This is a genomic window from Teichococcus wenyumeiae (genome assembly GCF_003696345.1).
GTDB lineage: Bacteria > Pseudomonadota > Alphaproteobacteria > Acetobacterales > Acetobacteraceae > Pseudoroseomonas > Pseudoroseomonas wenyumeiae.
In genome coordinates, this window is record NZ_RFLX01000031.1 from 1 (window position 1) to 19037 (window position 19037).

Annotated in this window: 17 protein-coding genes; 11 read left to right on the plus strand and 6 right to left on the minus strand. The window is 68.0% G+C overall.

Annotated features, from left to right (window positions below; translation table 11 throughout):
* Both EBE87_RS22875 and EBE87_RS22880 read left to right on the plus strand, forming a co-directional pair.
* Positions 1-619: acyl-CoA dehydrogenase family protein (locus EBE87_RS22875; RefSeq protein ID WP_267898275.1), on the plus strand; the 619-nt coding region annotated here is incomplete at its 5' end.
* 14 nt (positions 620-633) lie between these two features.
* A complete protein-coding gene (locus EBE87_RS22880; RefSeq protein ID WP_120637916.1) occupies positions 634-1773 on the plus strand; it encodes an acyl-CoA dehydrogenase family protein in 1140 nt (379 codons plus the stop codon).
* Between the two features lie 45 nt (positions 1774-1818).
* Here EBE87_RS22880 and hmpA read toward each other — a convergent pair whose 3' ends face one another.
* Positions 1819-3033 (minus strand): NO-inducible flavohemoprotein, encoded by a 1215-nt coding sequence (gene hmpA, locus EBE87_RS22885; RefSeq protein ID WP_120637915.1) that lies wholly within the window; start codon positions 3031-3033, stop codon positions 1819-1821.
* A 77-nt stretch (positions 3034-3110) separates the two neighbouring features.
* Between hmpA and EBE87_RS22890 the strand changes: the two genes are divergently transcribed.
* The 3 genes from EBE87_RS22890 (at position 3111) to EBE87_RS22900 (ending at position 5726) form a co-directional block, all read left to right on the plus strand.
* A complete protein-coding gene (locus tag EBE87_RS22890) occupies positions 3111-3614 on the plus strand; it encodes an RrF2 family transcriptional regulator (RefSeq protein WP_120637914.1) in 504 nt (167 codons plus the stop codon).
* A gap of 4 nt (positions 3615-3618) precedes the next feature.
* Positions 3619-4791 carry an HPP family protein gene (locus EBE87_RS22895; RefSeq protein WP_199707298.1) on the plus strand — a complete coding sequence of 391 codons (1173 nt, stop codon included), beginning with the start codon at positions 3619-3621 and terminating at the stop codon, positions 4789-4791.
* Positions 4792-4868: 77 nt separating this feature from the next.
* Positions 4869-5726 carry an alpha/beta fold hydrolase gene (locus EBE87_RS22900; protein WP_120637912.1) on the plus strand — a complete coding sequence of 286 codons (858 nt, stop codon included), beginning with the start codon at positions 4869-4871 and terminating at the stop codon, positions 5724-5726.
* A gap of 9 nt (positions 5727-5735) precedes the next feature.
* Here the strand turns inward: EBE87_RS22900 and EBE87_RS22905 are convergent, their stop codons facing one another.
* The 5 genes from EBE87_RS22905 to EBE87_RS22925 form a co-directional block, all read right to left on the minus strand.
* Positions 5736-7130 (minus strand): nicotinate phosphoribosyltransferase, encoded by a 1395-nt coding sequence (locus EBE87_RS22905; RefSeq protein ID WP_120637911.1) that lies wholly within the window; start codon positions 7128-7130, stop codon positions 5736-5738.
* A 288-nt stretch (positions 7131-7418) separates the two neighbouring features.
* Complete coding sequence (repB, locus tag EBE87_RS22910; protein WP_199707296.1) at positions 7419-8480, minus strand: plasmid partitioning protein RepB; 1062 nt, start codon at positions 8478-8480, stop codon at positions 7419-7421.
* Complete coding sequence (gene repA, locus EBE87_RS22915) at positions 8480-9694, minus strand: plasmid partitioning protein RepA (RefSeq protein ID WP_120637909.1); 1215 nt, start codon at positions 9692-9694, stop codon at positions 8480-8482. The genes repB and repA overlap by 1 nt, the downstream gene beginning before the upstream one ends.
* A gap of 40 nt (positions 9695-9734) precedes the next feature.
* Positions 9735-11036, minus strand: coding sequence for a plasmid replication protein RepC (gene repC / locus EBE87_RS22920; RefSeq protein WP_158600862.1), 1302 nt, complete (start codon positions 11034-11036; stop codon positions 9735-9737).
* A 191-nt stretch (positions 11037-11227) separates the two neighbouring features.
* On the minus strand, positions 11228-12271 hold the full coding sequence (locus EBE87_RS22925; RefSeq protein WP_120637907.1) for a replication initiator protein A: 1044 nt from the start codon (positions 12269-12271) through the stop codon (positions 11228-11230).
* An 867-nt stretch (positions 12272-13138) separates the two neighbouring features.
* Here EBE87_RS22925 and EBE87_RS22930 point away from each other — a divergent pair.
* The 6 genes from EBE87_RS22930 to EBE87_RS22955 all read left to right on the plus strand — a co-directional run bounded on the left by EBE87_RS22930 (position 13139) and on the right by EBE87_RS22955 (position 18973).
* On the plus strand, positions 13139-13585 hold the full coding sequence (locus tag EBE87_RS22930; RefSeq protein ID WP_147426032.1) for a hotdog family protein: 447 nt from the start codon (positions 13139-13141) through the stop codon (positions 13583-13585).
* Positions 13582-13965 carry a MaoC family dehydratase gene (locus EBE87_RS22935; RefSeq protein WP_120637920.1) on the plus strand — a complete coding sequence of 128 codons (384 nt, stop codon included), beginning with the start codon at positions 13582-13584 and terminating at the stop codon, positions 13963-13965. The genes EBE87_RS22930 and EBE87_RS22935 overlap by 4 nt, the downstream gene beginning before the upstream one ends.
* A gap of 94 nt (positions 13966-14059) precedes the next feature.
* Positions 14060-15217 carry a thiolase family protein gene (locus EBE87_RS22940; protein WP_120637905.1) on the plus strand — a complete coding sequence of 386 codons (1158 nt, stop codon included), beginning with the start codon at positions 14060-14062 and terminating at the stop codon, positions 15215-15217.
* A 1-nt stretch (position 15218) separates the two neighbouring features.
* On the plus strand, positions 15219-15647 hold the full coding sequence (locus EBE87_RS22945) for a Zn-ribbon domain-containing OB-fold protein (RefSeq protein ID WP_120637904.1): 429 nt from the start codon (positions 15219-15221) through the stop codon (positions 15645-15647).
* A 66-nt stretch (positions 15648-15713) separates the two neighbouring features.
* A complete protein-coding gene (locus tag EBE87_RS22950) occupies positions 15714-17921 on the plus strand; it encodes an acetate--CoA ligase family protein (protein ID WP_199707294.1) in 2208 nt (735 codons plus the stop codon).
* A gap of 65 nt (positions 17922-17986) precedes the next feature.
* On the plus strand, positions 17987-18973 hold the full coding sequence (locus EBE87_RS22955; protein WP_233553161.1) for a Bug family tripartite tricarboxylate transporter substrate binding protein: 987 nt from the start codon (positions 17987-17989) through the stop codon (positions 18971-18973).
* Positions 18974-19037: the final 64 nt, after the last annotated feature.

Genomic DNA, 19037 nt, shown 5'->3' on the forward strand with positions numbered 1-19037 from the left:
CGGCATCACCGTGCGCCCGGTCATCACCATCGACGGCGCGCATGAGGTCAACGAGGTCTTCTTCGACGAGGTCGAGGTGCCGGTGGAGAACCTGGTGGGCGAGGAGAACAAGGGCTGGGACTACGCCAAGTTCCTGCTGGCCAATGAGCGTACCGGCATCGCGCGCATCGGCCTCTCCAAGCAGCGGCTGGCGCGGGCCAAGCGCCTGGCGCGGGAAACGCCGGCCGGCGATGGCGTGTTGTGGGACGATCCGGATTTCCGCCGCCGCGTCGCCGCCATCGAGGCCAGCCTGAAGGCGCTGGAGATCACGCAGATGCGGGTGGTGGCCAACCAGCGCCACCGTGATGCCGACAAGCCAGACCCGGCTTCCTCCATCCTGAAGATCCGGGGTTCCGAGTTGCAGCAGGCCACCACGGCGCTGCTGCTGGAAGTGGCCGGGCCTTATGCGGTGCCGGCGCCGGAGCATGGGGCGCCGGAAGGCTGGAACGAGCCGCCCGTGGCGCCCGGCTGGGCCGATGCCGTGGCGCCTCTCTACTTCAACTACCGCAAGGTCTCGATCTACGGCGGCTCCAACGAGATCCAGCGCAACATCATCGCCAAAGCCTTCCTGGGCCTCTGACGGGAGACATCGCCATGGACTTTGACCTGAGCGAGGAACAGCGTCTCCTCAAGGAGAGCATCGACCGCTTCGCGGCCGACCACCAGCGCGACCCGGGGCAGCATGGCGCGGCGCCGGACGATGCCGCGCTCTGGAATGGCTTGGCCGGACTGGGCGTGATGGCCGTCCCCTTCGCGGAGGAGGATGGCGGCATCGGCGGCGGGCCGGTCGAGACCATGCTGGTCATGGAGGCCATCGGGCGCGGGCTGATCACCCTGCCCTACCTGCCCACGGTGGTGCTGGGCGGCGGCTTCCTGCGGCTGGGCGGCAGTGCGGCGCAGCGGCAGGAATTCATCCCGCGCATTGCCGATGGCTCGCTGAAGATGGCCTTCGCGCAGCTGGAGCGGCAATCGCGCTACGACCTGCACGATGTCGCCACCAGCGCCACGCGCGCCGATGGCGGCTATGTGCTGAACGGCCGCAAGGGCGTGGTGCTGGGTGGCGATGCCGCCGGCCTGCTGGTGGTCACGGCGCGCACCGCCGGGGCGCGGCGCGATGCCCATGGCATCACGCTTTTCCTGGTGGATGCGGATGCGCCGGGCGTCAGCCGCCGCGCCATGCCGGCGCAGGATGGGCAGGGCCTGGCGGAGATCGGCTTCGACGGCGTGCAGGTGCCGGCGGAGCGGGTGCTGGGCACGGTGGACGACGGGCTGGGGCTGGCGAGCCATGTGGTGGATACGGCGCTGGCGGCGATCTGCGCGGACTCGCTCGGCGCCATGGAAGCCTTGCAGCAACTGACGGTGGATTACCTGAAGACGCGGCAGCAGTTCGGCGTCTCCATCGGCTCCTTCCAGGCCTTGCAGCACCGCGCGGCGGATATGCTGGTGGCCGTGGAGCAGGCGCGGTCCATGGCCATGTATGCCGCCATGATGGCCGAGGAGCCTGACCCGGTGGAGCGCCGCCCCGCCATCGCCGCCGCCAAGGCGGAGGTGAACCGGTGCGGCCGCCTGGTGGGGGAAGAAGCGGTGCAGTTGCATGGCGGCATCGCCATGACCTGGGAATACCGCGCCGGGCATTATTTCAAGCGCCTCACCACGGCGGAACTGCTCTTCGGCGACACCGACCACCACCTGCGCGCCGTGCTGCAGCATGGCGGGCTGGTGGAGGAAGTCTGACAACGGCCGGGGCCGCGCCGCCACTCGGCGGCACGGCCCTGGTGTTCAGGCGGCCAGCAGCTCGTCGGCGGGGCCGAAGAACTCGTAATGGATGCGCGCCGCCGGCACGCCCTGCGCCACCAGCGCATGGGTGAAGACGCGCAGGAACTCACGCGGGCCGCAGAGGTAGTAATCCGCCTCCGCCCCCGGCGTATGCGCCTGCAGCCATTCGGCCGTGATGCGGCCGGCATGGTTGTAGTCCAGCCCCTGCCGATCCTCGGCGCGCGGATGCTCGTAGAAGGTGGTGGTGCTGATGCGGCCACCGGAAGCCGCCGCCAGGGACCGCGCCTCGGCACCCAGGGCATGGGTGGCGCCGGACAGCGTGCCGTGGATGAACTGCACCGGCGCCGTGCCGGGCATCGCCGCCATGGTCTGCAGCATGCTCATCAGCGGCGTCTGGCCCACGCCGCCGCTGAGCAGCACCACCGGCCGCTGCGGCACGCCGGGCAGGAAGAACTCGCCGGCGGGTGCGGCCACCTTCAGCCGGGCGCCCGGCTGCACCATGTCATGCAGCCAGTTGGAGGCGACGCCGCGCGGCTCCCGCTTCACGCTGATGCGGTACTGCCGGTCATCCGGGGCGCAGGAGATGCTGTAGTTCCGCTTCAGCGGCGCATGGCCGGGGATCTCCAGCCAGAAGGTCAGGTACTGGCCGGGCTGGTGCCGCAGCACCTTGCCGCCATCGGCGGGTGCCAGGGTGAAGGAGGTGACGATGTCGCTCTCACGCGTCTTGTCCCGCACCGTGAAGTCGCGCCAGCCGTTCCAGCCGCCGGGCGCACTGGCATGTTCGGCATAGATCTGCTGCTCACGCCCAATCAGCACATCGGCCAGGAACCAGTAGGCCTCGCCCCAGGCGCCCAGGATCTCGGGCGTCGCCGCCTCCCCCAGCACGTCCTGGATGGCGCCGAGCAGCGCCTCGGCCACGAAGGGGTAATGTTCCGGCAGGATGTTCAGGCCGACATGCTTCTGCGCGATGCGCTCCACCGCCGCCGTCAGCACGCCCAGGTTGTCGATGTTCTGGGCATAGGCCAGCACCGCGGCCGCCAGCGCCTTGGGCTGCGAGCCCGTCTCCCCATGGTGGGACTGGTTGAAGAGGTCGCGGATCGCCTCGTTCTGGAACATCCGCGCATACATGCGGCGAGTGATGTCGAGGCCACGGGCCTCCAGGGCCGGAACAGTGGCCTTCACCACGGCAATGGTCTGGTCGCTGAGCTGGCGGGGCATGTTGGCCTCATAAGGTGTATCAACAATCCACCTTATGTCGCGCTGCATAGAAGATGTAAAGCTGCTACATCTTCAGGATGCGCCTGACCCTCTACACGGACTATGCCTTGCGGGCCTTGATCTATCTCGGCCTCCGGCAGGACCGCCGCGTCTCCATCCGGGAGATCGCGACGGCACACCGCATCTCGGAGAACCATCTGGTGAAGGTGGTGCATCAACTCGGGCGTGGCGGCTTCGTGGAGACCACGCGCGGTAAGGGTGGCGGCCTGCGGCTGGCACGCGCGCCGGAGGAGATCCGCATCGGTGATGTGGTCCGCTTCACCGAGGAGGACATGGCGCTGGTGGCCTGCTTCCAGCCCACGGCCACGGGCGGCGGCTGCGCCCTGATCAACGCCTGCCGGCTGCAATCCCTGCTGGGCGAGGCCCTGGCTGGCTTCATGGCGGTGCTGGACAGCCGCACGCTGGCGGACCTGCTGGGGCCGCCGCACCGGCAGGCCATGGCGGCGCGGCTCGGCCTCGCCCCCGCCGGCCCTGGGCAGCCCCCCCCTCCCCCGTCGAGACCCCTGCCGAATGATGCGTGACTGGTTGCGGGCTTTTCTGCCGGCCCCGATGAATGCCAGCCTGGCCGAGCGGCTGCGCGGCTGCTGCGGCGCCCTGGCGGGGCTGGTGGTCACCGGCCTGGCCTGCACCTGGCTGGCGGGCTCGGCCGGGCTGCCGCCGGTGCTGATCGCGCCGCTGGGTGCCTCCGCCGTGCTGCTCTTCGCGGTGCCGGCCAGCCCGTTGGCGCAGCCCTGGTCGATCATCGGCGGCAATACCGTCTCGGCGCTGGTGGGCGTGACCTGCGCGCATTGGATTGCCGAGCCGCTGCTGGCCGCGCCGCTTGCGGCGGCGCTGGCCATCGGCGCCATGTTCACGCTGCGCTGCCTGCACCCGCCCGGCGGCGCCATCGCGCTGACCACCGTGCTGGGAGGGCCGGCGGTGACGGCGGCGGGCTACCATTTCGCCTTCTCGCCGGTCGCGCTGAACTCACTGGTGCTGATGTTCGCAGCCCTCGCCTACAACAACGCCACACGCCGCGCCTATCCGCACCGGCAGCAGGCAGCGCCGCGCCACCCGCACCAGACCGCCGACCTGCAGCCGACGGAGCGCCTGGGCCTGCAAGCCCGGGACCTCGATGCCGCCCTGCGGCAGCATGACGAGATCCTCGATGTCAGCCGCGAGGACCTCGAGAACCTCGTGCAGCAGGCGGAGATGCATGCCTATCGCCGCCGCTTCGGCGAGATCACTTGCGCCGACATCATGTCGCGCGATGTGGTGGCGGTACGGCCCGGCACGCCGCTGGCCCAGGCCTGGCGGCTGCTGCGCCGGCATGACATCCGCGCCCTGCCGGTGGTGGATGCCGATGGCCGGGTAGCCGGCATGGTCTCGGATGCCGACATGATGAAGAGCCCGGAACTCAACCCTTATGACGGGCTGCGGACGCGACTGCGCCACCTCATCCACGGCCTGCCGCGGGTACGCGCCGCGCGGCAGCCCAAGCTTGTCGCGCAGGTCATGCCGCCGGCGGTGCGCGTGGTGGCGGAGGACACCCATGTCGCGCAACTCGTGCCGCTGATGGCGGACCAAGGGCTGCGGCATGTTCCTGTGGTCGATGCGCAGCGGCGGCTGCGCGGCATCATCGCCCAGTCGGACCTCATCGCCGCCCTTTATCGCGGCAGCCTGATGGAACGGGAAGAGGAGAACAACCAGGCGGCGTGACGCCACGCCATGCCAGCCGTCTCGACAGGCGTGAGCCTTGCCAGCAAGCTGATGCCTCCGGTCCTCCGAGAGGCATCATGACCACCTTCCCGACCCAGCCCTTTGCCCTGCAAGACGGCACCGCCCCGCGCCAGCGCGGCTATCTGCAAAGGCCCGACTGCCGCATCTACTACGAGGTCACGGGCGAGGGGCCAGCGCTGATCTTCGCTCATGGGCTGGGCGGCAACTACATGTCCTGGTGGCAGCAGGTGGCGCATTTCGCCGCCACGCATCGCTGCGTCACCTTCAGCCATCGTGGCTTCGCGCCTTCCGACACGCCGCCCGGCGGGCCGCGCCCGGAGGATTACGCCGGGGATCTCGAGGCGCTGATCGCGCATCTGGAATTGCGCGACCCGGTGCTGGTGGGGCAGTCGATGGGCGGTTGGACGGGCATCGACCTGGCGCTGTCGCGGCCCGGGCTGCTCAAGGCGCTGGTGCTCTCCGCCACCTCCGGCCCCATCGACCCGCGCCAGAGCGAGGGCGCAGCAGCCTTCGAAGCCTGGTCCGCTCGGGCGCAGGAAGCGCTGCGGCATGGCGCCGCGCGCGGCATCCACCCCGCCGTCGGGCTGCGCGCTGCCGAGGAACAGCCGGCGCTGCATTTCCTCTACCGCGCCATCGACGAGTTGAGCACCGAGTTGGACAAGGAAAGCCTGCGCGGGCGCCTCATGGCCGCGCGCACGCGCCCTGCCTCCGACCTCGCCGCCATCGCCATCCCGACGCTCTGGGTCACTGGGGCGGAAGATGTGGTCTTCCCCTCGCCCGTGGCGCCGCATTTCGCGGCGGCCATGCCGCGGGCGCGGCATGTCGAGGTCGAGTGCTCCGGCCATTCGCCCTATTTCGAGCGCCCGGCGATCTTCAACGCCCTGCTGGCGGAATTCCTCGCCGGGATGTCCTGAAGGCCTGGATCAGGTCGTGACCGGCAGTTCCGCCAAACCCGCGCTGCCGAAGACCGAGCGGTAATAGGCGATCTCCTCGGCGGTGCCGGTCGCCTTGGTGTAGTTGTCGCTCAACTTCACGGCCGGGTGCTCCTCCACCTCGGTGACTTTGCAGACCAGGCTGATCGGCGCAAAATCCGCCGCATTGCCGGGGGAGCAGCCGGAGAAGTCGTTGGTCAGGTTGGTGCCAATGCCGGAGCTGATGCGGCAGCGCGGCTCATGCCGCCACTTGGCAGAGTCCTGGAAATCCCGCGCATCCGCGAAGTCGGCAGCAGTATGGCCGGGCTGGATGCTGCCGCCGAAGGTGGCGTGCAGGCCCAGGATGCGGTCCACGTCCAGGCCATCCGAGGGCACCAGCAGCTTCTTGCCCGGGTCACGGCCCCGGGCGGCGAAGAAGGCCAGTGCCTCCTTCCCCCCCACGTAAGGGTCCTTGCTGTCGAGGCGCACGCCGTTCCAGTCCGCCAGCCAGTCCGGCGCATTTTGGAAGAACTGGGTCGAACCATAGGTATCCGGCAGCATCACCTGCATGGCGCCGCCATACATCTGCTGCCAGAGGCGCAGCACCTCGTATTGCGCCTCCTGGACCCCGACCTCTCCCAACCGCCCCAGCCGCGCCAGGGCGGTCAGCACCATCGGCAGCTCATGCGCATTGGTGCCGATGGCTTCCAGGTTATGCTTGTAGGCCAGATAGGTGTTCGAGGTTCCCGAGAAGGCCCCCGGCAGCTTGGCCGCCAGCAGGCTGACGACATATTCGTGCCAGAGGAAGGAATGCCGCCGCCGCGTACCGAAGTCCGCGAAGCTCAGGCCCGGGACGCCGGCCAGCCGCTCGACCTTCGACCAGAGCTTTGCCTTGGCGCGCGAGAAGAGGATATCGAGGTCCATCTCATCGAGCTGCGCATAGCCGTGGCGGGTCCGCAGTTCCGAGACGATGGCCAGGGCATGGATCTCCCAGAGCGTCACCTCTTCCCAGGCGCCCTCGAAGTCCAGCCGCAACTGACCATCCTCCCGCACCAGCCGGTAGGGCGGCAGGGCGAGCGTGGCCAGCCACTCGATGAAGGCTGGGGAGAAGATGTTGCGTTGCCCGTAGAAGGTATTGCCGGCCAGCCAGATCAGCTCCGACTTGGTGAAGCGCAGCCCCCGTGCATGGTCGAGCTGCCGCCGCAGTTCCACCTCGTCCACCACTTCCGCCAGACGCACCGCCTTGGTGCGGTTGATCAGCGTGAAGCGCACCCGAGTGCCGGCGAAATGCTTCCAGATGAACTGCAGCATGGCGAGCTTGTACCAGTCCGTGTCCAACAGGGACCGGACGATGGGGTCGAGGCTCCAGTTGCGGTCATGCGCCCGCTTGGCGAGGTTGTGGATCATGCCCCTGCCTCCCGCGCCGCCGCGCACCGGTACCGCCGCGCATGCATCATGCCTTGCCCTTCCCCAGGAAGCTGAGCAATGCGGGGTCAGGGCACTGGTTGCACGTGTGATGCGCTCAATGCCTCGGCGCTTCAGCACGCCCCTCGCATCTCGCTTCCGTCAGGCTTGAAGGCGGGGGAAACCTGTAAAGGTACCGATACTGCCTTACAGGAAGGCAGCACCCCTTGTCGGCTGAAAGGCGGGCAACGCCAGGATTTCGACGGCTCGCCTGCCTCAGCCCTCCTGTCCCTATGCGCCGGTTCGCCTCTTGCGCCCGCGCTGCTGGGTTTCGGCCAGGAAGCGGGAGTAAAGCTCCTCCATCTGTTCCAGCAGGAACTGGTCGAAGCCTGGTGCGGCGGTGCGGTCGATCGCCAAGGTGGTGGCCCGGTCCGTGGACTGGATTTTCATCACCTTGGCGCCGCTGGAATGAACCCAGGCGCGGGCGGGCTCCTTATCGCGGCGCGCGCCCTCCCCTTCCCCGATGCTCCTGGCGGGCGCCGGTTCCGTAAGCCAACCCAGCACCTGCTGGAAGCGTGCATCCGTTTCCGCCGAATGGAAGTCCTTGCCCGCCAGCCGCGCCGTCAGATCGCCCGGCGGCGGCCCCTGATGGAAGGCGGCGGCCAGTTCCACCCAGCGGTCGCGCCCCGTGGCAGGCGCCGGGCCAATGGCCTCGATCACCTCCGCCGGAATGCGCTGCACAACGGTAATCAGGCGGGAAACCGTTGTTTTATCAGCACTTAGCGCCAGCATGATCGTCTCGCGGTCGTAGCCGCCCTCTTCCAGACGATGCGCGAAGCGCGCCCTTTCGATGAAGGACAGGTTGGCCCGCGCGCTGTTCTCCTGCCCCTGGGCGAGAACCAGTTCACGGTCGGAGAGCGGCCGCACCACGGCACGTACCGGCTTGGCTAGGTCCCGTGCGGCGCGCAGCCTCCGGTGCCCGAAGGCAACCTGGAAGCGCCCCGGCTCGGTCGGGTGCGGCCGCACCAGGATCGGGGAATCCTGCCCGCTTTTCGCGATGCTGTCCCGCAGCGCCTGATATTCCTCGTCGTCCTGCGCCATGCGGTCCATGACAAAGGAGGCGTCGATGCAGGCAGGATCAAGTTCAACAATCACCTGCCCGGAGGTCAGGCGGGCTTCCAGTTCCCTGGCCGCATTTGCCCGGTTTGCGAGGTCATCGATGCTGCGGGTGACGGCACCGACCGCGCCGCGGCTGGTGAAGGGCAGAGGCGCCGCGCGAGGCGCCGGAGGTTCGGAGTTGACGGCCGTCAACTTTGGCTGCGTCAGCCCGGCCAGCAGGTTCTTCCGGGCCATCAGCTTCTCCCCCAGGCTGCGTGGATCAGTTCCTCGATCTCACCGTTCACGGCATCCAGGCATTCCATGGCGCGGTCGTAGGTGGCGGGCGTAAAGAGGCGCCGCTCCACCTCATAAAGCGTCTGCTTGGTGATGCCGGCATCCGAGATCGCGACGCTTTTCAGCATCGGATGCGTCAGCACATGCTGGCCGAAGAGCGAGCGCATGAAGGCCACCATCTGCGTCTGCGGCCCGTCGCTGGGCTCGTAGCGGGTGACCAGATACCGCAGCCAGTCATAGCGCAGGCTGCTACCCGCCGCCTTCAGGTGCCCGAGCACATCGCCCAGCATCAGCAGGAACTGGCACATGGACATCACGTCCAGCATCTGCGGATGAACCGGGATCAGCACGGCGGTTGCCGTGCAGAGCGCGGCCATGGTGAGATAGCCTAGCTGCGGCGGGCAATCGATCACCACGATGTCGTAGTCATCCGCCACGGTGGACAAGGCGCCATCGAGGCGCGCGAAGAAATCCCGCCCTGTGGCGCCGCCCTCGTGCGTGGCCAGCACGCGGGGCGTGTCGTATTCGAACTCCATCAGCTCGATATTGGCCGGCACGATATCGAGGCCCGGGAAATTGGTCTGCCGGATCAGTTCCCGCAGCGGCCGCGCCTCATCGTCATACCGCAATGCAGCATAAAGTGTCTCGTTAGGGCCGAGATCGAATTCCGGCTGGAAGCCATGCAGAGCGGAAAGACTGGCCTGCGGGTCCAGATCCACCGCCAGAACCCGATGGCCGGTCAGCGCCAGATGCTGCGCCAGATGCGCCGTGGTGGTGGTCTTGCCGCTGCCGCCCTTGAAGTTAACGACGGCGACGACCTGGATGTGCTCCTTGCCGCGGCGGTGCGGCACATAGCGCCGGCTGGCGCGGCCGTTTTCCTCCAGATAAGCGCGCAGTTCCTGGATCTGGCTGGCGGTATAGGAACGGCGGCCGGTGCTGGTAACACTGGGCGCAGGCCCCTTCCCTTCCAGCGACAGGTTCCGCAGATAGCCGCTCTTCACGCCCAGCAGCTTGGCCACTTCCGCCGCCTGGAAGGCCCGCAAGGGCTTCTCGGCGGCCGGTGGAAAGAGGTCCAGCCGGTGCGCCTGCAGCTTCTCGGATAGCTCCTGCGCCTGAGCGCTGATGATGGTGTCGATATCCGCGACCGCTTTACGGTTGCCGGTCAAGCTATCCATGATTTCTACTCGCAGATGCGACGGCTGAAGCATTCGCCGCTCAATATCGCACCTTACGCGGCGCCATGGAAGCCAGAGCAGAACGGGGCGCCGAGTTGACGGCCGTCAACTGTCCCAGGCGCTGATAGCCCGCCGCTTCCCGCAACCCGTGGATGCTGCGGTCCAGGAACAATTCGCCCTTGCCGGCCCGCCGCAACATGCCCCGCAGATAGCCTCCAGGGCCTGTGCTGTGGAAATGCCCGGCCTGCTTGGTGGAGATGATGGCGATGGCCACGGCGGCCGGATGCCGGCCGAGCATCTGGCAGGCCTCACCGTAAAGCCCATGCGAGATGCCAAGCTGCTGCGCCAGCAACGAGGCCGCGTCGGCGATGTCGCTCCAGCCGGGTTGTCGTGTTCCCAGACAATTCTCCAGCCTCGGGGCCAACCGCACCAGCTCGGCGGGCGAGATCCTGAACCCGTCTTCCGCCAGCCTGATTTCGGGCTGGATGGGCAGGGCAGGGGTCGGTGCCACCTCTTCCTGAGCCGCTACAGTAGACCCTTCGGGTTCAGTGGGTGTTTTCGTAAGTAATTTGGGCCTGACATCATGGTCAGCCGAGCCTGACATATTCGCGCTTTCCACCGCCTCCTCGAGCGCCTCGCGGGCCTTGGCCGCGAGGGCCTGCAAGGCTGCGACCAACGCTTCGAGCTTCGCTGGCTCCTCCGACCGCCGCAGGGCCGAGGCTATCTGTTGTGCCGCCGCGACCTGCTCTTCGAGCGCGACGGTAGGCAGGCCACGTTCCTGCGCCAGCCCCAGCAACTGCGCCAGGAACTGCCGGGCTTGCCCCGCCTGCCGGCGGAGATCGCGGCAAAGCCGGCGCGCGCGCTCGCCTGCCTCGGCGGCCTGCACGAAATCGGCATGGCGCGCCGCCATCGGCCGCAGATTGAACCCCCAGGCCCAGAGGATGCGCCCGTCCTGTCGGCAGCCGCGCCGCTTGCGGTCCGTGCCATCCTTGGCAACGATCAGCCGCGCCTCGATCGCGGTAGCGATCAGCCGGCTGACATGCCGCTCGCTGCAATCCAGCGCCAGCGCCAGTTCTTCGTTGCTCGGCCAGACGATGGGCTCGGCGCCCGGTGCCCAGTCCTGCGGCTGGGTCCAGCGGAACAGCGTCTCCATCAGCGGCAGCAGCCGGGTATAGCCCAGATAAGGTGCCGCGCGGCGCATCGCCGCCAGCAACTGGTTGGGGTGCTTCACACCGGGCGGGAGTCCGGCCGCCTGTTCCGCCAGCCGCGCCGCGACGAGGTGATTCGTGGTCAGCTTGCGCAGCCCACAGTTCTCCTGCCGCGGAAATGAGTGAATTTCCACGTTGCCCATTCCTTCGGTAGAGATGAACCGAGGCGGGCACACGCCCTCGTTAGCGCGAAAAGCTCTTTCGCACTTGACCAAAGCCGTGGTGAGAACCTAGATGAATGACTGTCCAGGGCATCCGTCTAGGCCTTCACGGCCGTCTCGGTATGTTCAGCAAGCCCCGCTTTGCAGAGCGGGGTTTTGCGTTTTCAGGATTCGCTTGTCGCGGCTCCGTCCTCCGTCTCTGGCTGGTGTTCCTCGACCGCCGCCGCGATGAAGCGGCGGGGGAGGGGGGTCTTCGCCCGGGCAGTGAAGGTCACGATGGTGCCGTCATAGCCAGGGCGGCCGCGCCGCTGCGGTTCCGCAGGCGGGCGATGCAGGGCGATATCGAACTCGATCAGCCGGTGGTTCTGCTCCAGCTCGGTCAGGAACTGGCCGAAATGCCGCAGCAGGCCACGGGTACCGACGCGCGCATGCAGATCCTCGATGCCGATCGACCAGCCGGCCTCGTCCACGTCCTCGGACTTGGCGATCTCGTAGAGGCGGCGCTCCAGCGGCGCGAGGTCGAAATACTCGTCCGCGAAGGTCAGCAGGCGCGTGTCGTTGAGGATGCCGCGATAGAGCCAGGCGCAAAGCGTGACGGAGACGCTGACCAGCTCCTTCTCCTTACGCGCATTGCGGCGGTAGCGGGTGTTCACCGCATCGATCCAGGAAAAGACGCCATCGGTGCCCTCTCCCGCCATCTCGATATTGGTCCGCACCTGGGTGCCCTGCAGTCGCTGCAGCATCTGCAGCAGCCGGTCGTAGGCCTTGCCTGCCGTGTCACGCCCGGCGACGCGGAAGAAGTCATGCGCGGTGAAGGTGAATTCCCGGTCGGGCTTGGGGTCGTCCGGCCGCAGCTCGCCCCGCCGCAGCTTCTCCGCCATCAGGGAGGCGATGTAGAGGATCAGATCCTTGTCATAGATGGTGGCAATGCCGGCCGGGCCTGGCGCCACCTCGATCCGCACCTGCCCATCATCGTAGCGCAGCACCTCGCGTGTCGCGGCGGTCTTGCCCAGGTGGAAGAAGGGATAGGCCATGACGCTGCGCTGGCCGCGCACCTTGCCGTGCAGGGGGCTGTCGAAGAGGTCTGGCGTGTGGTCACGGCTGCGGCGCGCACGCGCGGCCGCGGAGGCCTTGCCCTGCGCTGGCAGGGAAGGGGCCTGATCGGGGGCTTTCGGGGCCTCCTGCCGCGGTGGTGACTGGCGTGCCATGACTCGGAAAATGGGTGTGCTGCTCTGTTCCAGCCGCCAGCATGCATAACCGTAGACGGATCGCGAGAGCCAAGGTTCGGGTTTTCACCTCCGAAAAGGGAAGGAAGATTCGGGCTTTCGCCTCCAAAAACCCCCTCTAGCTGCGAATTCTACCCCTGGTGGCGACTGGAAGCGCATCTGCGCTTGATACCTCCAGCTGCTTCGACTCGGGCTAATGGCTCCAAAACTCCCGCGAATCCGTCTGCTGGACGAATCGGAACACTCCAAGAGCAGCATGTGGTGGCTGTTAGATGCGATTTGACAGCAGAAGCGGCAGTAGCGCCGCACTTATCAGGGGTGCTGATCGTGCTTCCGGGGCCGTGGAGCATGGAAGCCCGCCTGGAATAAAGCCAAAGGCCACGCTTACCGGCCCCGTTCGGGGTTTCACCTCCGATATTCAACTGGCCTCGCTGGCTGCGGAAGTACCGCGATGATGCAAAAGCCTAAGCTGGTTTACGGGGTATGTCAATTTATTCCTATCATGGGGCCGCTGGACAGTCTTGTTGCCGTTCGATCCTGGATGCTCCCGGCGAGGCCTTAAGAGCACCGGGATGCAGGACGCCACTTGTCCCTGTCAGCGTCCGCCCTGGAACGCTGTTCCTGGGATGGCGCGAGTCCTGTCCAGCGCGAGGCAGAGAAGGCTGCGCATCAACCCTTCGCCCTGAAGCGCCTCCACTGATCCCGCTGTGGCATCCGGTGCTGCAAAGCCAGCGTCATCTCTATCCAAGAACATAGGCGTTGATCCGAGAGAAGATTTGACGTCCTCGGCACGCAGGTCATAGCCTATGATCAAGAACGTGCATTCTTAACAGAGAATGGAAAAGCGCCTTGAAGGAAACGGCTGCTACGCCCATCACCACGCATGAAGGCATCCCACAGCCTCGCAGCGAACCCCGCATGCTTTACGATGACTTCGTACCGGGCCAGAGCCTGGGTAGTGCGACCTGTGCGGTCGATGCGGAGGCGGTTGCGCAGTGGTGCCGCCTTTTCCCGGACGACGACCTGAGCGATCTGATGCCCCATGGCATGATCGCGGTCGTTTCCATGCGCGCTTATGGAGAGGTGATTCCCCGGCGCCCACCAGGCAATATCCACGCGGCGCAGCACTTCGACCTGCTCAGACTGCCTCGCATCGGAGAGAAACTGGTCACGACGGTGAGCTGCGTCTCCAAGGAGATCCGGCGGGACCGGCGCCGCGTCACGCTGGCAACAGAAACCAGGGGCAGCACAGGGCCGGCATTCCAGGGCCGGATGACCGTGCTGTGGGCGGCATGAGCACCGCCCTGGCGCCCTTGCCCCTGGTGAGCCGTGTCATCGGCCGGGACGAGATCCTGGCCTATGCCGAGATCACCGGTGACTTCAACCCGGTGCATGTGGACGAAGCCTTTGCGGCCGCCACGCCTTTTGGCAAACCCATCGCGCATGGGATGCTCTCGTTGAACCTCCTGTGGCAGTCGCTGCGGCGCGGCCTGGGCACCGCGGTGCCTGTCTCGCTGGATATCCGCTTTGTGCGGCCGGTGCTCTCCGGCACGCGTGTCACGGCCGGCGGTACAGCGCGTGAGGACGGGCCGGGCTACGACGTCTGGGTGCGCGACGAGGGTGGGGAGCCGGTGATGGTCGGCACCGCCATCCCCATGCAGGAAAGCCGGCCATGATGCGGGTTGCTGCACAGGATGCGCCGGCTCTGCAGCCATCTCCGAAACCCTCTGGCGAAAGGGAAAGCATGACGCATCCGGCGGAGCATGGCGCATGAGCCGCGGCCCCGCCGTGATCACCGGCGCTGCCGATACAGCGGTAGGCGAGTTGCCCGGCTCCAGTTGCATGGGCCTGCATGCCGAGGCGGCCGGGCTCGCCCTGGCCGATGCGGGGCTGCGGCCCGGTGACATCGATGGCGTGCTCTGCGCCTATTCCTTTACCGAGCCGCATCTGATGCTGGCCTCGGTCTTCTGCGAATATTTCGGTATCCAGCCGGCCTATTCGGCGGCGATCCAGGCGGGGGGCGCGACCGGCTGCATCATGGTGATGCAGGCGGCGGCCTTGATCGAAGCGGGAATCTGCAACCATGTGCTGGTTGTGGCGGGCGACAACCGCCTGACCGGCCTGTCCCGCGACCGTGCCGTCGCGGCGCTGTCGGAGGTCGGGCATCCGCAGTTCGAGCGGCCCTTTGGCGTCACTGTCCCCGCGCTCTATGCGCTGGTGGCGCGGGCCTATATGGATGAATACGGCGCCACGCCGGAACATCTGGCCGCCATGGCGGTCGCCAGCCGCACCCATGCGGGCCGCAACCCCAAGGCCCAGATGCGCGCGCCCATCACGGTGGCCGATGTGCTGGCCAGCCGCCCCATCGCGGAACCGCTGCGGCTGCTGGATTGCTGCCTGATCTCCGATGGCGGCGCGGCGCTGGTGATCAGCGCGCCCGATGCGGCGCGGGACACGGCGCGGCACCCGGTCACGGTACTGGGAACGGGCCAGAAGAACACGCATGAACATCTGCTCGCCGCCCCCAGCCTGACGGAATTCGGCTGCCGCGACAGCGCCGCCCAGGCCTTCGGCCGCGCGGGCGTGACGCCCGCCGATATCGACGTGGCCGAGATCTACGACAGTTTCACCGTGACCCTGCTGGTGGAACTGGAATCCATCGGTTTCTTCGAGAAAGGCGAGGCCGGGCCTGCGGCGCTGGCCGGCGCGCTGGACCTCGGCGGCAGGCTGCCCTGCAATACCCATGGCGGCCTGATGTCCTATGCGCATTCCGGCGCGGCCGGCGGCCTCTTCCATGTGGTGGAGGCAGTGCGCCAATTGCGGGGAGAGGCAGCGGCGCGGCAGGTGCGCGACGCGGAACTGGCCTTCGTGCATGGCGATGGCGGCATCCTCTCCGCCCATTGCTCCCTTGTGCTGGGGAGGGCGTGAGATGGCGGAAGCACCGGTGAAGCCGCTTCCCACCCCCAATGCCGATACCCTGCCGTTCTGGGAGGCGGCCGCGCGTGGTGAGTTGCGCCTGCAGCGCTGCGACGCCTGTGGCAGAACCCAGTTTCCGCCACGGACCATCTGCGCGAAGTGCCACCACCCGGCGCCCGGTTGGGTCACGGCCAGCGGCCGCGGCCGGCTGGTGAGCCATACCCGTGTGCACCGCCCGCCCTCGGCCGCCTTCAAGCCGGACCTGCCCTATGTAGTGGCCCTGGTCGCGCTGGAGGAAGGGCCGCGCATCATGGTCACGCTGCGCGGCGCGGCGGCGGAAGCGCCGCGGCTGGGCGATGCCTTGCGCATCCGCTTCGACCCGCCCGCCGGCCCGCATGGCATCGCCCTGCCTTACGCGGAACAACACGCGCCGGAATCCTGAATGCAAACCGGCGGGCAGCGCCAGCAGGCCCGCCGCAACAACAGAATCACTGGAGGACATGGACCGATGGCCGAGTTCGCACGCGGTGCCGCGCTGATGGCGCCCCTGCCTGCCGCCGCTGCCTGCCACGCGCCCGAGGATGCTCCGCCCCCTTTGCCCCGGAATGCCCCTGGGAGCAGGCTCGCCGGGGCCCTCGCGCCAGCCTCCATTGCCGTGCTGGGCGCTTCCGACAATCCGCACAAGGCGGGCGGGCGCCCGATCGCCTTCATGCGCCAGTATGGCTTCCAGGGCCGTGTCTATCCGGTCAACCCGGCGCGGGCGGAGGTGCAGGGGCTGCGCAGCTATGCCTCCCTGGCCGAGCTGCCGGAGGTGCCGGAACTCGTCATCGTCGCCGTGGGCGGCGCCGAGGGCCTGAGGCTGGTGGAGCAATGCGCGGCGGCCGGCGTGGGCACCGTCGTGGTCGTGGCCTCCGGCTATGCCGAGGCCGGCGCGGAGGGGGAGGCCCTGCAGGCACGGATGGTGGCTGCCTGCCGGGCCGGCGGCACGCGGCTGGTGGGGCCGAACTGCCAGGGCCTGGCCAATTTCAGCAACGGCTCCATCGCCAATTTCTCCACCATTTTCCATGAGCAACCGGGGCGCGACGGGCCGCTCGCCATTATCGGGCAAAGCGGTGCCACCACGCAGGCCGTCTATGCCCTGGCGCAGGCACGCGGCATCCACGCGCGCTATGTGCATGCCACCGGCAACGAGGCCGATGTGACCGCCGCCGAACTGCTGCTGGAAACGGTGGAGGACACCGAGGTCCGCGCCGTCCTGCTCTATGTCGAGGCGCTGAGCGACCCGGAGACACTGGCCTGCGCCGCAGCCCGCGCGGCCGAGCGCGGCATCGCGGTGATCGGGGTGAAGAGCGGCCGCACCGCCAATGGGCAAAGGGCGGCCTCTTCCCACACCGGCGCCATGGCGACGGAGGACCGGGTGATCGATGCCTTCTTCGAGCGCCACAACATCATCCGCGCCGTGGACCCCTATGAGGCGGTTTCCGTGGCCGCGCTGTGCATCGGCACGCCGCTGCCGCAGGGGAACAACCTGGTTGTCATGAGCAATTCCGGCGCCAGTTGCGTAATGGGCGCCGATACGGCGGATGAGCTGGGAATGCCCCTGCTGCCATTCGGGCCCGACACCGCGCGGCAACTGGCGCAGGTCATGCCCGCCTTCAGCAGCGCCAGCAACCCGATCGACCTGACGGGCGCGTTGCTGACGGACCGGGCGCTCTTTCCCGGCGTCCTGGACGTGCTGAGCGGCGTGGAGGACATCCACCTCCTGATGGTCTCCTTCCCCGTGGCGGGGAGTGGCTATGACGTCGAGGGCTATGCGGATGCGCTGGCCCGCTTCGCCGCCGGGCGGCGGATCGCGCTGGCCGTCTCCGCCTATCAGGAGCCGGTGCGGGAGGCCTTCAGCCGGCGTGGCCTGGTGGTCTTCGGCCGGGAACGCGAGGCCCTGCAGGCGCTCCAGACCTATGCGGCCCATGCGGAGCGCCGGCGGCGCCTGGCCGCGCGGCCCGTGGCGGCGCCACAGCCGGTTCCGGGCCCGCCCGCCATAGCCGGGACGCTGGATGAGGCGCAGAGCCTGCAATACCTGCGGGATGCCGGGCTGGAGACCATTCCCTTCGCCCTGTGCCGGGATGCCGGGGCAGCGGTGGAGGCCGCCGCGCGGCTGGGCGGCCCGGTGGTGCTCAAGGGCTGCTCGCCGGATATCCTGCACAAGAGCGAGCATGGCCTTGTCGCCCTCGGCCTCGAGACGCCGGAGCAGATCCGCGAGGCCGCCAGTCGGCACGCGGAAACCATCCGCACGCTCGGGGCGCGTTATTCGGGCGCGCTGGTAGCGCGCATGCTGAAGGGCGGGCGTGAGCTTGCGCTGGGCGCCCGCCTGGACCCGGTCTTCGGGCCCGTCGTGCTGGTCGGGGATGGCGGCATCTATCTGGAGGCGCTGCGGGACTTCCGCCTGCTGGTGCCGCCCTTCACCGAGGCGGACGTGGCCGAGGCCCTGGCGCGTCTGCGCATCGCCCCGCTGCTCGGCGGCCTGCGCGGGGAGCCGCCGGCCGATGTGGCGGCCTTCTGCCGCATGGCGGCGCGGCTGGGCGAGGTCATGTCGCGGGCGGAGGGGCGGATCGCCTCGGCCGACATCAACCCCGTCAAGGTTATGGCGGCGGGGCAGGGGGCCTATGCGCTCGATGCGGTGATCGAGCTGGCCGCCGGAGAGCCGCCAGGAAGGTGAGGCACCCCGCCGGCACTCTCCCAAGCTGAATACGGCCAACAATAAAAGAGGATGGAAACAGTCCGATGATCACGCTGCCGCGCCGCGCCGCGCTCATGGCGCCCTTCCTGACCCTGCTGCCCGCCGCCGCGCGGGCGAATGACTGGCGCCCGAACCAGCCGATGAAGCTGCTCGTTGCCGCTGCACCGGGCGGCACCACGGATATCATGGCGCGTCTCTTCGCCGCCCATCTGCAGGCGCGCTGGGGCAGCACCGTGGTGGTGGACAACAAGGGCGGCGGCCGCGGCACCATCGCCGGCGCCGAGGTCGCGCACGCGGCACCGGACATGCTGACGCTGCTGTGCAGTAACATCGGCCCGCAGAGCATCGCCTATTCGCTGTTCCGCAACCTTTCCTACAAGCCGGCGAATTTCCAGCCCGTCTCGAACATGATCCGCACCGCCAATGTGCTGGTGGTGCATCCTTCGGTGCCGGTGTCCACCGTTCCGGAATTCGTCGCCCATCTGCGGCGCAACCCCGGCAAGCTGACCTATGGCACGGCGGGGGTGGGGCAGTCGCCGCATGTCTGCGGTGCCTGGTTCAACCAGCTGACACGCACGGATGCCGCGCCCGTGCATTACCGGGGATCGGCGCCGGCCATGCTGGATCTCATGTCCGGCAATATCCAGTTCATGTTCGACAATCTCTCCACGGCCATCCAGCAGATCCACAATGGCGCCGTGAAGGCGCTGGCCGTCACAAGCGCGGAGCGCAACCCGCGCCTGCCGGAGCTTCCGGCATTGCGGGAGACGATGCCGGAGCTGGCGGAATACGAGATGAACTCCTGGTTCGGCATCTTCGCCCCCGCCGGCGTGCCGCGCCCCGCCCTGCAGGCCGTCAACCTGGAGATCAAGGCTATGCTGGAAACGCCGGAGGCGAAAGCCCGGCTCAACGAGATGGCCGGCGCGGCAGCCTATGGCACGCCGGAGGAATTCACCGCCTTCGTGAACAACGAGATCGAGAAATGGGGCGCGGTGGTGCGGCGCGAGGGGGTGCAGATCGACGCCACCTAGCGCCGGGCCCTCCGGCCGCCGATCAAGGCGCCGAGGCTTGACCCGGCCTGCCGGACCCGACATC

Coding starts and splice junctions, on each gene's coding strand:
- EBE87_RS22880 (WP_120637916.1), top strand. CDS start 634: ATGGACTTTGACCTGAGCGAGGAACAGCGTCTCCTCAAGGAGAGCATC.
- hmpA (WP_120637915.1), bottom strand. CDS start 3,033: ATGCCCCGCCAGCTCAGCGACCAGACCATTGCCGTGGTGAAGGCCACT.
- EBE87_RS22890 (WP_120637914.1), top strand. CDS start 3,111: ATGCGCCTGACCCTCTACACGGACTATGCCTTGCGGGCCTTGATCTAT.
- EBE87_RS22900 (WP_120637912.1), top strand. CDS start 4,869: ATGACCACCTTCCCGACCCAGCCCTTTGCCCTGCAAGACGGCACCGCC.
- EBE87_RS22905 (WP_120637911.1), bottom strand. CDS start 7,130: ATGATCCACAACCTCGCCAAGCGGGCGCATGACCGCAACTGGAGCCTC.
- repB (WP_199707296.1), bottom strand. CDS start 8,480: ATGGCCCGGAAGAACCTGCTGGCCGGGCTGACGCAGCCAAAGTTGACG.
- repA (WP_120637909.1), bottom strand. CDS start 9,694: ATGGATAGCTTGACCGGCAACCGTAAAGCGGTCGCGGATATCGACACC.
- EBE87_RS22925 (WP_120637907.1), bottom strand. CDS start 12,271: ATGGCACGCCAGTCACCACCGCGGCAGGAGGCCCCGAAAGCCCCCGAT.
- EBE87_RS22935 (WP_120637920.1), top strand. CDS start 13,582: ATGAGCACCGCCCTGGCGCCCTTGCCCCTGGTGAGCCGTGTCATCGGC.
- EBE87_RS22940 (WP_120637905.1), top strand. CDS start 14,060: ATGAGCCGCGGCCCCGCCGTGATCACCGGCGCTGCCGATACAGCGGTA.
- EBE87_RS22945 (WP_120637904.1), top strand. CDS start 15,219: ATGGCGGAAGCACCGGTGAAGCCGCTTCCCACCCCCAATGCCGATACC.
- EBE87_RS22950 (WP_199707294.1), top strand. CDS start 15,714: ATGGCCGAGTTCGCACGCGGTGCCGCGCTGATGGCGCCCCTGCCTGCC.
- EBE87_RS22955 (WP_233553161.1), top strand. CDS start 17,987: ATGATCACGCTGCCGCGCCGCGCCGCGCTCATGGCGCCCTTCCTGACC.